Source organism: Arthrobacter crystallopoietes, assembly GCF_017603825.1.
In the GTDB taxonomy this organism is placed as follows: domain Bacteria; phylum Actinomycetota; class Actinomycetes; order Actinomycetales; family Micrococcaceae; genus Crystallibacter; species Crystallibacter crystallopoietes_B.
In genome coordinates this window covers 593,144-606,262 of sequence record NZ_CP072014.1, presented here as the reverse complement: position 1 = coordinate 606,262, position 13,119 = coordinate 593,144, and the positions used below count along the sequence as shown (strand labels likewise).

General features: G+C 67.1%; 11 protein-coding genes. 4 read left to right on the top strand and 7 right to left on the bottom strand.

The genetic code is table 11. The features are described from left to right. Positions 1–5: 5 nt before the first annotated feature. Both J5251_RS02910 and allB read left to right on the top strand, forming a co-directional pair. A complete protein-coding gene (locus J5251_RS02910; protein ID WP_208575112.1) occupies positions 6–1,178 on the top strand; it encodes a glycerate kinase in 1,173 nt (390 codons plus the stop codon). After that, positions 1,179–2,534 (top strand): allantoinase AllB, encoded by a 1,356-nt coding sequence (gene allB, locus J5251_RS02905; protein WP_208575111.1) that lies wholly within the window; start codon positions 1,179–1,181, stop codon positions 2,532–2,534. 180 nt (positions 2,535–2,714) lie between these two features. Here allB and bcp read toward each other — a convergent pair whose 3' ends face one another. The 3 genes from bcp to J5251_RS02890 all read right to left on the bottom strand — a co-directional run bounded on the left by bcp (position 2,715) and on the right by J5251_RS02890 (position 6,544). After that, positions 2,715–3,182 (bottom strand): thioredoxin-dependent thiol peroxidase, encoded by a 468-nt coding sequence (gene bcp / locus J5251_RS02900; protein WP_208575110.1) that lies wholly within the window; start codon positions 3,180–3,182, stop codon positions 2,715–2,717. A gap of 78 nt (positions 3,183–3,260) precedes the next feature. Next, a complete protein-coding gene (locus J5251_RS02895; protein WP_208575109.1) occupies positions 3,261–4,967 on the bottom strand; it encodes a flavin monoamine oxidase family protein in 1,707 nt (568 codons plus the stop codon). 47 nt (positions 4,968–5,014) lie between these two features. Beyond that, positions 5,015–6,544, bottom strand: coding sequence for an amino acid permease (locus J5251_RS02890; RefSeq protein ID WP_244250774.1), 1,530 nt, complete (start codon positions 6,542–6,544; stop codon positions 5,015–5,017). A 93-nt stretch (positions 6,545–6,637) separates the two neighbouring features. Between J5251_RS02890 and J5251_RS02885 the strand changes: the two genes are divergently transcribed. Continuing rightward, positions 6,638–8,353: a PucR family transcriptional regulator gene (locus tag J5251_RS02885; RefSeq protein ID WP_208575108.1), complete on the top strand. Its 1,716-nt coding sequence runs from the start codon at positions 6,638–6,640 to the stop codon at positions 8,351–8,353. A 241-nt stretch (positions 8,354–8,594) separates the two neighbouring features. On the opposite strand, the gene J5251_RS02880 is transcribed toward J5251_RS02885, so the two are convergent. The 4 genes from J5251_RS02880 to J5251_RS02865 all read right to left on the bottom strand — a co-directional run bounded on the left by J5251_RS02880 (position 8,595) and on the right by J5251_RS02865 (position 11,579). Further along, the gene (locus J5251_RS02880; protein ID WP_208575107.1) at positions 8,595–9,362 is read right to left on the bottom strand and encodes an SCO1664 family protein; all 768 of its coding nucleotides are present in this window, start codon (positions 9,360–9,362) and stop codon (positions 8,595–8,597) included. After that, positions 9,362–9,922: a DUF3090 domain-containing protein gene (locus J5251_RS02875; protein WP_208575106.1), complete on the bottom strand. Its 561-nt coding sequence runs from the start codon at positions 9,920–9,922 to the stop codon at positions 9,362–9,364. Before J5251_RS02875 ends, J5251_RS02880 begins: the two co-directional genes overlap by 1 nt. Positions 9,923–9,946: 24 nt before the next feature. After that, positions 9,947–10,639 carry an MSMEG_4193 family putative phosphomutase gene (locus tag J5251_RS02870; RefSeq protein ID WP_208575105.1) on the bottom strand — a complete coding sequence of 231 codons (693 nt, stop codon included), beginning with the start codon at positions 10,637–10,639 and terminating at the stop codon, positions 9,947–9,949. A 109-nt stretch (positions 10,640–10,748) separates the two neighbouring features. Next, complete coding sequence (locus tag J5251_RS02865) at positions 10,749–11,579, bottom strand: nitrilase-related carbon-nitrogen hydrolase (protein WP_208575104.1); 831 nt, start codon at positions 11,577–11,579, stop codon at positions 10,749–10,751. Between the two features lie 349 nt (positions 11,580–11,928). Here J5251_RS02865 and J5251_RS02860 point away from each other — a divergent pair, with 349 nt between their 5' ends. After that, positions 11,929–13,080 carry an MFS transporter gene (locus tag J5251_RS02860; RefSeq protein ID WP_208576031.1) on the top strand — a complete coding sequence of 384 codons (1,152 nt, stop codon included), beginning with the start codon at positions 11,929–11,931 and terminating at the stop codon, positions 13,078–13,080. Positions 13,081–13,119 lie beyond the last annotated feature (39 nt).

Sequence of the window (13,119 nt, the reverse complement as noted above, 5' to 3'; positions counted from 1 at the left end):
CTGCCATGAAAGTGGTGATTGCACCGGATAAGTTCAAGGGCTCGCTCACCGCCCCGGAAGTGGCCGCGGCGGTTGAGCGGGGCCTGCGGGCGGTCGCCCCGGACATCCAGGTCACCAACGTTCCCGTGGCCGACGGCGGAGAAGGCACCCTTCAGGCCGCCGTCGGCGCGGGGTACACGCGGCATCTCGCCACCGTTGCCGGACCTACCGGCATGCCGCTGGAGGCGGCCATCGCGGTCAAGGGCCAACAGGCCGTGATCGAGATGGCCGCGGCCTCCGGGCTGGACGTGCTGCCCGGCGGCCAGCTGCAGGCGCTTACCGCCACCAGCCGGGGTACCGGGGAACTGATCAGCGCGGCCCTGGATCTGGGCTGCACCAGCATCATCCTCGGGGTGGGCGGCAGCGCCTGCACCGACGGCGGCGCGGGGCTGCTCCAGGGCCTGGGGGCCATCCTGAAGGACGACGGCGGACGGTTCCTTCCGCGCGGCGGAGCGGCTTTGGCCCGGCTCGCCGAGGTGGACCTGTCCGGCCTGGATCCGCGGCTGGCCGGCGTTTCCTTCGTGCTGGCTTCCGACGTGGACAACCCGCTGCTGGGGGAGAACGGTGCCGCCGCGGTGTTCGGTCCGCAGAAAGGTGCCTCGGCGGAGGATGTGGCAACGCTGGACGCCGCCCTGGCCCAGTTTGTGCGGGTCCTCGGTCCTGAACTGGGAGCAGGCACGGCCGCGATGGCACACCTGCCCGGCTCCGGTGCCGCCGGCGGAGTGGGTTTCGCGGCACTGGCAGTGCTGGAGGCGCAGCGCAGGCGCGGAATCGACGTCGTTATTGAGTTGACCGGCCTGCGGGACAAACTCGCCGGGGCCGAGCTGGTCATCACGGGCGAGGGCAGCCTGGATGCCCAGAGCCTGGAAGGCAAGACGCCCATCGGCGTGGCCACCGAAGCCGCGGCCGCCGGCGTGCCCGTTTTCGCGGTCTGCGGCCGTACACTTTTGTCGGACACTCAGCTGGAATCGGCAGGGCTTGCGCAAACATACGCCTTGACGGATCTTGAAAGTGACGTCTCCGTCTGCATGGCTGAGGCGGGCGGGCTGCTCGAACGCGTCGGCGCGGAGATCGGACTGCGGCTGCTGGCGGGTGATATCGCCGGCGGCAGGGAACTGGAAGCTCAGAGGGGAGCATAAGTGGGCGTCGAAGGAACTTCACCGGAATACGACCTGGTCATTCGGGGCGAGCGGATCCTGACGACGGCGGGGGTTGCCGCGCGCGAGGTCGGTGTGCGGGACGGCTCGATTGTCGCCATCGAACCGCTGGGCAACGGACTGCGCGGCCGCGAAGTCCTTGAGCTCGCCGCGGACGAAACGCTGATCCCCGGGCTGGTGGACACGCACGTGCACGTCAACGAGCCCGGCCGCACCGAGTGGGAGGGCTTCGCCTCCGCCACCCGGGCCGCGGCCGCCGGCGGGGTGACCACCATCATTGACATGCCGTTGAACAGCATCCCGCCCACCATCAACGCCGCCGCGTTGGAGGAAAAGCGCAACGCCGCTCGGGACCAGGCCTTTGTGGACGTGGGCTTTTGGGGCGGGGCGGTGCCCGGCAACACCGGGGACCTGCGGCCGCTGCACGATGAGGGCGTCTTCGGCTTCAAGTGCTTCCTGCTGCACTCAGGCGTGGACGAGTTCCCGCCGCTGGATGCGGACGAGATGGAAAAGGACATGGCGGAGCTGAAGACCTTCGACTCGCTGATGATTGTCCATGCCGAAGATTCGCGGGCCATTGAGCGTGCACCGCACGCCGAGGGCGACCAGTACCAGCGCTTCCTCGCCTCCCGCCCGCGCGGGGCCGAAAACGTGGCCATCGCCGAGGTGATCGAGCGGGCCCGCTGGACCGGCGCCCGCGCCCATATCCTGCACCTGTCTTCCTCCGATGCCCTGCCGATGATCGCCAGTGCCAAGCGCGACGGCGTGAAGCTCACCGTGGAGACCTGCCCGCACTACCTCACGCTGCTGGCAGAGGAAATCCCCAACGGCGCGACGGCGTTCAAATGCTGCCCGCCCATCCGCGAGGCATCCAACCGGGAACTGCTGTGGAAGGGCCTCGAGGACGGCATCATCGACTGCATCGTCTCGGACCATTCGCCCAGCACCTTGGACCTGAAGGACCTGGAGAACGGCGACTTCGGCGTGGCCTGGGGCGGCGTTGCCTCGCTGCAACTGGGGATCTCGCTGATCTGGACCGAGGCCCGGCAGCGGGGGATCCCGCTGGAGCAGGTAGTGGACTGGATGTCCCGCCGGCCGGCCGAGCTCGCCCGGATGACGCGGAAGGGCCAGCTGGCGCTGGGTTACGACGCCGACTTCTCCGTCTTCGCCGCGGATGAAAGCTTCGTGGTGGACGCGAAGAAGCTCAAGCACAAGAACCCGATCACGCCCTACGACGGCAAGCCGCTGGCCGGCGTCGTGCGGCGGACGTTCCTCCGCGGCGCGGAGATCGGCGGCGAGACGCCAACCGGCCGCTTGATCCGGCGAGGCACCGCCTGACGTTGCAGGCCGGTCTTTCCTTCGGCGGCGTCCCTCCGACGTTGTCCCCTTAATCCCGGCAGGCCGCGGCTACGGTCCCGGTCTGCCGACCAACTGTACGGCCAGCGCCCATGATTGAACGCAGGCAAAACGATGGAGGCCTTCCCGCGGGGAAGGCCCCCATCGTTTTAGCAGGGGGTGTCAGTTCACGCCGAGTGATTCGCGCAGCCGCGCCACGTGGCCCTTGGCGTCCACGTTGTACTCGGCCAGGCGGACGTTGCCCTCAGGATCGACGACGACGGTGCTGCGCAGCGTGCCGGTGAACGTCTTGCCGTTGAACTCCTTCTCGCCAAACGAACCGTAGGCCTTGGCCACCTCGTTGTCGATGTCCGAGAGGAGCGGGAAGGTCAGCGACTCGGCCTCGGCGAAGTCCTGCAGCGCTTCGGGCTCATCCGGAGAAATGCCGACGACGTCGAAACCGGCGGCCTGGAGCGAGTTCAGGTTGTCGCGGAAATCGCAGGCTTCCGTGGTGCAGCCCGGGGTCGCGGCCTTCGGGTAGAAGTACACCACAACATTGCGGCCGGCGTAGTCGGCAAGCGAGACCTTGCTGCCGGAGGCATCGGGCAGCGTGAAGGACGGGGCGGGGATTCCGGGCTGGAGTTGCGTCATGGAGCAGTCCCTTTCGTATTACGGAAGTTCTTTATTGCATTGCGAGAACTTCTTTCAGTCTATTCTCTACGGCCCACCTTAGTCCAGAGCGACCGGGCCGAGTTGCGCCAGCAACTCGCCGGGTCCCGGGTTGTCTTCCGCGCACTTGCCGCCGAGGTGGTTGACCACGCCCCAGACCGCATTCAACCCCGTTGTCACAGCACCCTCTGCCCAGCCCGCAGTGAAGGAAACGTCGTCCCCGGCGAGGAAGATGCCGCGCTGCCTGGCAGGCAGTTGGTCCTGCTTGAAGTGCGTGAACAACCGCTGCTGGTAGCGGTAGTGGCCGGGCAGGTTTGCCTTGAAGGCGCCCATGAAGTTCGGGTCGGCCTCCCAGGAGACGGTGATTGGCTCGCCGACAATGTGCGAGGCGATGTCCACGCCGGGATAGATCTGGGCCAGCGAGTGCAGCATCAGCCGGACCCGCTCGTCGGCATCAAGCGAAAGCCACTTCAGGGCGTCGTCGTTCCAGGTATAGGAGAGCAGGATGACCGCCGGCTTATCCGGCCCGTTGTCCAGCAGGTAGGTGGCGCGGGGGAGCCGGTCCGTGAGCGTCATGCTGAGCACCTCGCGGCCGGTCGACGGGTCGCGGTCCTTCCAGAACGGCCGGTCCACCATGACAAAGGTCTTGGATGACTGCATGTAATGGTTGCGCTCGATGGCGGTCCATACGCCGGGCCCGAAGAGCGCTTCCTCGGTATGGATGCGCGTGGAGAGCAGCCACGTCTGACAGGTCACCACCGCCGAGCGGTAGCGGGCACTGTGGCCCCATTTGTCCGCGATGACGATGTCGCCGTCGGGATTTTCGTCCGTGGGGGCGCCGCGGGTAATGCGTGCGACGGCGCCGCGGGCGCTGCCGCGGTGGAGGCTGGCCAGTGAGGTCCCGGCCGGCCAGAAGACGCAATCCTCGGGTGCGTGGTTCCAGAGCGCTTCCGGCAGCCGCTGGGCACCGCCGACGATGCCCCGATGCAGGTCGTCGGCGTCGGTGTAGACCACGCGCAGGATTTCCAGGATGGAGTTGGGGAAGTCCGTGTCCCAGCCGCCGGTGCCGAAACCGACCTGGCCGAACGCCTCGCGGTGCTCGAATCCGGCGGCCTTGAAGGCGCGGCTGGCAGCGATGAATCCGTAGAAGGTCTGCTCGTCGAGCTCCGGCAGCGTTGCGTTCCATAGTTCCTTGATGCGGGCCGTGTCGCGTTTCCGGATGGCCTGCTGCATCTCGTCAAAGGATGCGTGCTCGCGCAGCGCCGCCTTCCACGCATCGGCCACCTCGCGGAAGAACTCCGGCAGGTCCTCGGGCTGCTCGGCGTAGTGTTTCTGCCCGCCCAGCTCAATGACGGTGCTGGAAGTAGGCCCGGACAACGGATTGGGGAACTCGGTGGTTTCCAGCCCGAGCTTGTCCACATAGTGGTAGAAGGCCCTTCCGGAGACCGGGAAGCGCATGCCGCCCAAGTCCGCAACGACGTCGGGTGCCCCGGGGAAGGCGGCGGTCTTCAGCCTGCCGCCGATCGCGCCGGCCTCGTAGACGACCGGCTTCAGCCCCAGCTTCATCAATTCGTACGCCGTCACCAGCCCGGACAGCCCGGCGCCGACCACGGCCACTTCCGTGCCGTGCAGGTGCTCCGGAACCGAGCCCAGGCCGGCGGGGTTGGCGAGGTAGTGGTCGTAGCTGAACGGGAAATCCGGGTTCAGCATGGTGATCGGATTCTCGTCCGCGGCGGCCGGGGCGTGGAGTTCGGTGGCCAGTGTCATGGTGCTTAGCTTTCGTTTGCTCGGGTGGTTAGGGCGGTGCCGGGGGATCAGCGGCCGGGTGCGGACGGTGCGGGTTCGGCGGCGGGATCCTGGGCAGAGAGGTAGTCGTAATCGCTGCGGCTCAGCTGCGCCACTTTGGAGTTGCGGCGGCCGTAACCGAAGTACGCGGCGGCACCTACCAGCATCCACACGGCGAAGACCCACCAGGTGCTGGAGCCGAGGTTCGCCATGAGGTAGATACACATGACGGTACCCAGAATCGGGGTCAGCGGATAGAACGGTACCCGGAATGTCCGCGGCAGGTTCGGCCGGGAGCGGCGGAGGTAGATCACGGAGAGGTTGACCAGCGCGAAGGCGAAGAGCGTGCCGATGCTGGTGGCATCCGCCAGCTCGCCGAGCGGGACCAGTCCGGCAGTGAGCGCAACGGCGCTGCCGACGATCAGCGTGCCGGCCACGGGGGTTCCGGTCTGCGGGGAGACGCGGCCGAAGACCTTGGGTACCAGGCCGTCCCGGGACATGGACATCAGGATCCGCGTCTGCCCGTACAGCACTGTGAGCACAATGCTGGCGATCGCCACCACGGCGCCGGCGGCAAAGACCAGCGCCATCCAGGGGTTGCCGGTCAGCTCCTGCAGGATCTGCACCAGGGCGGCTTCGGTGCCGTCGAACCAGGTCCACTCGCGGGCGCCGACGGCGGCCACGGCGACAAGGATGTAGATGCCGGTGATGATCACCATGGATGCGATGATGGCGCGGGGCAGATCGCGCTGCGGGTTCTTGGCTTCCTCGCCGGCGGTGGAGGCGGCGTCGAAACCGATGTAGGAGAAGAAGAGGCGTGACGCTGCCGCTGACATGCCGGCCACGCCCATCGGCATCAGGGTTTCGAAGTGGCTGGCCCGGAAGGCCGTGAACGCGATGGCGATGAACATGAGCAGCACGGCGATCTTGATGACCACCATGACGGTGTTCACCCAGGCGCTTTCCTTGGCACCTCGCACCAGCAGGACCATCGCCAGGACAACGACGGCGACGGCGGGAAGGTTCAGCACCCCGCCTTCGGCGCCGGGCGGGGCGGCAATGGCGGCCGGCAGCGCCAGGCCAAACGTCTTCAGCATCTCGTTAACGTACTCGGCGGAGCCGACCGCGACTGCGGCCACGGAGACCGCGTATTCGAGGACCAAGCACCAGCCGCAGATCCAGGCGATTCCTTCACCCATGGTGGCGTACGTGTAGGAGTAGCTGGAGCCCGAGACAGGAACCGCGCCGGCCATTTCCGCGTAGGAAATCGCGGAGAGCAGTGCTGCGAAGCCTGCCACCAGGAACGAGATCCAGATGGCGGGGCCGGCCAGCGGAACCGAGGCGCCGAGGACCACGAAGATGCCGGTGCCCAGAGTGGCGCCGACGCTGATCATGGTCAACTGCCAGACGCCGAGGCTCCGCCGCAGCCGGGGGCCGCCGGAACTGCCGTCAGCGCCGGTACCGGCCTCGTTGAGCATCTGGCCGAGCGGCTTGCGTCGCAGCAACTGGTTGCCCAGGGGCAGGCCCCGGCGCTTCGTTGCGGGAGGGGTGTCGATCATTCTCGGTTCCAATCTGGAGGCTTCTTCCGTTCCACCAGCGTGCCATGTGAGACAGCTAACAAGATGGGGCAAAATGACCTACACTCTTCTCGCATGAGACATTCTGCACCATCCGCCGGTGGCGGGGAGGACGCCCGGCCTGTGCGGGCGGGCGCCGACCAGTTTAGCGGCAGCACGGCCGGAGCCTTCGCGGCGGTCTCGCTGGAACGCTTCCTGGACCGGCTGCCGGACACCCTGACGGTCGTCCACGACGGCCGGCCGGCCACCGCGGAGCCCGCCCTCGTCCGGTGGGTGGAACCGAGCGAGCTGGAGGATCCCGCCCCGTACCTGCTGGAGGGCGAATTCGTCCTGACCGCCGGACTCCCGTTCCTCGACGAAGGCGGGACCCCCGAGGCGGTGGACCGGTACATCGAACGGCTGGTGCAGGCAAAAGTCTGCGCTCTTGGTTTCGGCATCAGCCCCTATTTCAGTGACGTCCCCCAGGCTCTGGCCGAGGCCTGCCGCAAGCACTCCCTGACCCTGGTGGCCATTCCGGAAGAAGTGCCCTTTGCCGCGCTGGGGCTCGAATTCGCCCGGCTGCTGGAGGCGGAGAACCTCAGGGTGCTGCGCCTGCTCTCGGAGGCGAACAGGCAGCTGATGCGCGCCGTGCTGACCCCGCGTCCCGAAGCTGAACTGCTTGAGGCGCTGGTGCGGAACGTGCCGGTGTGGGCAGTGCTGGTCGGCGCCAACCGGCGCGTCCGCTCCCGCGCCATCCCGGCCCAGCTGCAAGGCGGCCTGCCGGAGGTGGCGGAACTGGATCCGATGTTGGCGAGGCTCTTCGCCGGCAGCGGTCCGCGGGTCGAACTGGAAAGTTTTGACGCATCCGAGGCTCGGCGGGTGGTGGGGTATCCGCTCCGCAGCACCCGGGACGCAAACCTGGGTGCCCTCGTCGTCGGTGCGGCCAACCCATTGGAACCGGTGGAGAAGAACATTGTCGAGACCGCCGTCGGGCTGCTGGAAGCCCTGCTGCGACAACGTACGGTTGGCTCGCTGGCACCCAGCCAGCTGGCAACAACACTGCTGCTGCACCCTGAAACAACGACGGCGGGGTCCCGGCGCTCGCAGGCGGTCGGCCGGCTGGTGGCGCAGAGTGTGTCCGCGCCACGCCATGCTGAACTCCGGGTGGTGCAGGGCTTCCGGGCGGGCGGGCCGGCTCTGGAACCAGCGGAAAAGGCGGGTGCATCGCACGGTACGGCAGGCGAAGATCCGGTCCGCGGACTGCTGCAATGGCGCCGGATCTTCGATACGAAGCTAGTGGAAAGCACCGACTACGGGTTCGCTGCCATAACCAGGCTGCGGGTGGACGATGCTGTGGTGGCGGAGGTGGAGAAGCTCGGCTGGCATGTTGTCATCTCCGATACGGCCGAGCTTCCGGAGCTTCCCGAGGCTTACCGTCGGGTCACGTCGCTGCGGCAGCGGGCACAGGCTGCCGGTCGCAGTGTCAGGGCGGACCAGGTCGAGTTCTCGGTCACCGGCCTGCTGGGCCCGGAGGCCGGGGCGATGCTGTTCAACCGGAGCTTCAGTCCGCTGCGGCAGCTGGAACCGGAGCGCGCCTCGGCCCTGCTGGCAGTGCTGCGGGCGTGGCTGGAGGCGAACGGCAGCTGGGATGGCTCGGCCAAGGCGCTGGGCCTGCACCGCAACAGTGTGCGGCGGCAGATCGGCCAGTTGGGGGAGCTGTTGGGGCGGGACTTGGCTGACGCACAGACGCGGGCCGAACTCCTGATCGCTCTGAACTACAGCCCGCCAATTCTGCTGACTGGTCCGAAATAGCTACAAACCAGAGGGATGTTGGTGGACACCAATAAGGGGCGGCTTCAATGTATGGGAGAGGAACAGCAAACTCCTGCTTTCCTCCGTCCTTCATGAGGACTTGGCAGCAAGAGGAGCAGGGGCGGTAGCGGCGATCCCCAGGCGCGGGATGCGTTCGGGCTCTGATCGTTGAGACGCTCCGGCTCTTAAGATTCATGCCGTCCAACGTGACATAGCCTGCGAAGCCGGTAGCCGTAATTCCTTAGAACAGGGGCCAGGGTACCGCCGGCATCTCACCGCTCGGAGACGGAAACCGCCCTGCCAGGCGCAACCGGGCGCAGCGCGCGGCGAGAGAAGCGATTTCTTCGGCGCTGAGCAAGTCTGCCAGGTTCCGGCCGAGCTCGCCGTGCAGTCCTTCGCTGACACGATCGATGCCGTCGCGTTCCTCGGTGGTCAGAGCATCTCCCAGCCATCCCCACAGCACTGTGCGCAGCTTGTGGTCAGGGTGAAAGGTGAGCCCATGGTCCACGCCGTGCCGGTGTCCGTCCGGGATGGCCAGAATGTGGTCGCCTTTGCGGTCGGCGTTGTTGACGACCACGTCGAATACCGCCATGCGTCTGAGCGCTGGCGAGTCTTCGTGAACGAGGGCGAGCATCCGTCCGTTCTCATCCCGTCCCTTGAGGACCTGTTTCCAGCCCGTCTCCGGTACGTGGTCCGTCGCGACCAGGGTCACGGCGCTTTGGGCGGGGTCTTGTTCCTGCCAGAGCTGCACCATTCCTTCGCCCATCGGACCATCGCGCAGCCAGGTGTGCGGTACGACGTCCCAGCCGAAGGCCTGCGAGACCAGGTAGGCGGCCACCTCCCGATGGGCCAGGGTGCCGTGGGGAAAATCCCACAGCGGACTTTCGCCTGCTATCGGCTTATAGACGACCACCACGTCACCGATGCTGCCCAGGAAGGTAGCGTTTGAAGCCGTCGTGATGCGGCCGGTGAGTGTCAGTTCGGCGGTCGCTAGGTCCGGCGCTGGCATCAGACCTCGGGAAGGGTGCAGATGTGCCCGTCGGCGTCTATGGGGTAACCGCAGAGCGGGCACATCGGACGCCCGGCGCCGACGACCTCACGGGTCCGCTTGGCGAAGGCGCGGGCGGTGCCGACCGGCATCCGCACCAGCAGCATTTCGGGCTCGTTAGCGCCGTCCTCATCAAGGGATTCGCCGTCGCCGTCGCCGTCGGCATCGGCATCGGTAATGGGGTAGGCCTCGATGACGACCTGCGCCGTCGTTGGGTCCCAGCCTAAGCTCATGGCGCCGGTTCGAAACTGCTCCTGAACGGCCTCGAGCTGGTCATTGTCGACAAGTTCAAGGGGCGTACTCGCGGGAACGCTGAAGGGGTTGCCCTCGATGGTGATGAGCTGGTCGAGAATTTCGTCGATCTTCTCGGCGAGCAGAGCCGACTGCTGCTTCTCCAGGGCAATACTCACGATCTGCGTCCCTGCGCGCACCTGCAGGTAGAACGTGCGCGCCCCGGGTACGCCAATGGTGCCAACGATGACCCGGTCGGGCCAGGCAAACTCGTGAACACGTGTAGGCATGTCAGTATTTTAGGCACATGAGGTTCATGGCGCCCTTTGCCCTGTACCGCCGCCCACCGGCGCGTCGCCGGAGTGGATGCCGTTCGAGAGCCACGACAGGTCCCCCGCGTCGGTGTTGGTCGCATAGACGCTCGGCCGAATAGCGCCGTAGTGCACGATCGATACGGAGGCAGGACCCACGTTAATACGCTGGAACAGGTCAAGGTGCATGCCGAGCGCGTCGGCGAGGACTGACTTGATGATGTCACCGTGACTCACCGCCACCCACACGGCTCCTGGCCCGTACTCGGCTTCGAAGGCTGCATCGTGGCGTCGAATCGCTGCCACCGACCTGGCCTGCATCGCGGCCATGGACTCGCCGCCGGGAAAGATGACGGCGGACGGTTGCGACTGCACAACCGGCCACAAATCCTCCGTCGCGAGATCATTGAGCGTGCGGCCTTGCCACTGGCCGTAATCGCACTCGGTGAGATCGGGATCGACCGGCGCGTAAGGGGTGCCGGCCTGGCGATCGAGGATGAGCCGGGCGGTCTGCTGACAACGCTCAAGAGGGCTCGACACCACCCCGACCACGGGCACGGCCGCGAGCCGGGCTCCGGTCAGAGCCGCCTGGTCGCGCCCGGTCTGGTCCAGGCCGACGCCGACGGCCCGACCGGCCAACAGCCCGGTGGCATTGGCTGTGGTGCGGCCGTGCCGCACGAGAATCACTGTCGCCATCCACCCAGCCTAACCACCGGCCCGATGGCCGGGTAAACCGTACCGGGTTTGATGCCGCGGCATGCGACCGGCGCCTAGTAGTACTCGGAGGATGAAATGCCGGTCAATGCTAGTGGTCGTGCTGCGGCTGCTGCCAGGCGCGGTACAGCGCGGGGCGGCGGTCACGGAGGTAGGGCACGTGGCGGCGGGCTGCGGCGACGGCGTCGGCCGTGACGTCTGCCCACAGGACTTCGAATTCCGTGTCGGTTCCTGCCTGGGCGAGCAGGGCGCCATCGGGGCCAACGATCACGCTGAGGCCGCCCAGCAGCAACTCCTGGCCGGCATCTGCAGGCAAAGCCCCGGTGTGGTTGGCATAGGCGATGGCCAGCTGGCTTTCCAGGGCGCGGGCACGCAGCAGGATTCCAGGCACATCTTGAAAGCCCGAACCGAGCGCTGTCGGAACCAGCGCGACGTCAGCGCCGGCATCGGCCAAGGCCCGGACGGGCTCAGGGAATTCAACGTCGTAACAGATGAGCAGGCCCACCCGGATACCCTCAAAATCCACGGCCGACGGCGCGGCTTCCCCCGGTACGAAAACCTGCTGTTCTTCGCGATCGAACAAGTGCACCTTGGCATACCGGAGGAGCTCATTTCCTGCCCGGTCCAGCAACGCAGCGGTAATGTGCCAGCCACCGCCGTCGGCTGCTGCCGGTGCGCTGTAGACCAGCCCGATCCGGTGTTCTCGCGCGATCCGGGCGGCGCCGTCGTCGATGGCGCGGGACAAGTCCGGATCCAGGAAGGACTGTATGGCCAAAGGTGCGTAGCCGCAGATGAACAGTTCAGGAGTGACCAAGATGTCGGCTCCTGCTGCCTTCGCCTCGGCGGCGGCGCGAGCAACCAGAGCAAGATTCCCCGCGACATCCAGCACCTCGCCGGCAGCCTGCATCACCGCGAACCGCATCCGGTCCTCCTTCTGTTTAAGTACCTGCCGGATTCAGCCTAAGCGGAAGCGTCGCAGTACCGCAGGATAAACTGCACCTGCCCCGAGTCGCGCAGGGATGAAACGCACAGTACGCTCGACCAACAGGAGAGACGCTACTGCCGGGCAGGTGGGAGTCGCCGTCGGCGTTGGCCCCGGCTCCGGTGAGTTGTCGCTGCAACCGCCCATTCGGCCCGGACCAGACTATCGGCTTCACGCGCCTGCCCCGTTTAACGACGGCGCACCGGATCGGCCTAGCATCTAAAGCGTGACGACGGCGGACCAGCAGCCCTGGCCGGGGCATCCGAAAGGCAGCAGGGCCTACCGGCATATGCTGATCGCGCTGCTCTTCGGCGGACTGGCCACCTTCGCCCAGCTCTACTCGGTGCAGGCCGTGCTGCCCGGCATCGCCCGGGACTTCCAAGTTTCGGCGGCCGACGCGGCCCTGAGCGTTTCGGCCGCCACCATCGGCCTGGCGCTCGCGGTCATCCCGTGGTCCGCCATCGCCGACCGGGCCGGACGAAAACGCACGATGACCTGGGCGATCAGTGCCGCCGTCGTACTTGGTTTGCTGCTGCCGCTCGCCCCGACCTTCCCCTCGATGCTGGCGCTGCGCTTTCTGGAGGGTGCGGCACTGGGCGGGATCCCCGCCGTCGCCCTGGTCTACCTGAACGAGGAGGTCCAGCGGCTGCACGCTGCGGTGGCCGCGGGGACGTACGTTGCCGGGACAACCATCGGCGGCCTTGCCGGACGGCTCGTGGCCGGCCCTGTGGCGGAGTTTACCGAGTGGCGCGCGGGCGTGCTCGCGGTGAGCATGCTTTCCGGGGTTGCCGCCGTCCTCTTCGTCCGGCTGGCGCCGGCGCCGCGCGGTTTCCGGCCGGTGGTCCGCGGGCAGGGGCCCAAGCTGGCCGAGCGTATCCTCATCAACCTGCGCTCGCCGCGGCTGCTGGCCCTCTACACGCAGGGTTTCCTGCTGATGGGCGGCTTCGTTGCTGTCTACAACTACCTCGGCTTCCGGCTCGAAGCGCCGCCGTTCAACCTGCCGACGTCGCTGGCCAGCCTGCTCTTCCTCGCGTACCTGGCCGGTACGGTGTCCTCGCGGCTGGCGGGCGGGCTGACCGTGCGCTTTGGGCGGCTGCGCGTGCTGCTCGCCAGCATCCCGGTGATCATCGCGGGCTTGGCGATCACGCTGGCCGATTCGCTGCCGGTCATCCTGGTGGGCCTGGTGGTCTTCACTGCCGGGTTCTTCGGCGCGCACTCGGTCGCGTCGGGCTGGACACCGCGCCTGGCCACCGTGGGCCAGTCCCAAGCCTCGGGCCTCTACAACCTGTTCTACTACGCCGGATCGAGCCTTCTCGGCTGGGCGGGCGGCCTCTTTTTCGTGCAGTTCGGCTGGTCCGGCGTCGCCATCTTCGCCGCCGTCCTGGCACTGCTCGCAGGTACGACGGCGGTGCTCGCCTTGCGTGGTTACGAGGCGAAGTAGCCGCTGGACCAAGGGTTTTCCAAGATGGGGGTGACGTAC

What these genes read in the sequence shown, in the direction of transcription:
- J5251_RS02910 (WP_208575112.1), top strand. Translation starts at nt 6, where the DNA reads ATGAAAGTGGTGATTGCACCGGATAAGTTCAAGGGCTCGCTCACCGCC.
- bcp (WP_208575110.1), bottom strand. Translation starts at nt 3,182, where the DNA reads ATGACGCAACTCCAGCCCGGAATCCCCGCCCCGTCCTTCACGCTGCCC.
- J5251_RS02895 (WP_208575109.1), bottom strand. Translation starts at nt 4,967, where the DNA reads ATGACACTGGCCACCGAACTCCACGCCCCGGCCGCCGCGGACGAGAAT.
- J5251_RS02890 (WP_244250774.1), bottom strand. Translation starts at nt 6,544, where the DNA reads ATGATCGACACCCCTCCCGCAACGAAGCGCCGGGGCCTGCCCCTGGGC.
- J5251_RS02885 (WP_208575108.1), top strand. Translation starts at nt 6,638, where the DNA reads ATGAGACATTCTGCACCATCCGCCGGTGGCGGGGAGGACGCCCGGCCT.
- J5251_RS02880 (WP_208575107.1), bottom strand. Translation starts at nt 9,362, where the DNA reads ATGCCAGCGCCGGACCTAGCGACCGCCGAACTGACACTCACCGGCCGC.
- J5251_RS02875 (WP_208575106.1), bottom strand. Translation starts at nt 9,922, where the DNA reads ATGCCTACACGTGTTCACGAGTTTGCCTGGCCCGACCGGGTCATCGTT.
- J5251_RS02870 (WP_208575105.1), bottom strand. Translation starts at nt 10,639, where the DNA reads ATGGCGACAGTGATTCTCGTGCGGCACGGCCGCACCACAGCCAATGCC.
- J5251_RS02865 (WP_208575104.1), bottom strand. Translation starts at nt 11,579, where the DNA reads ATGCGGTTCGCGGTGATGCAGGCTGCCGGCGAGGTGCTGGATGTCGCG.
- J5251_RS02860 (WP_208576031.1), top strand. Translation starts at nt 11,929, where the DNA reads ATGCTGATCGCGCTGCTCTTCGGCGGACTGGCCACCTTCGCCCAGCTC.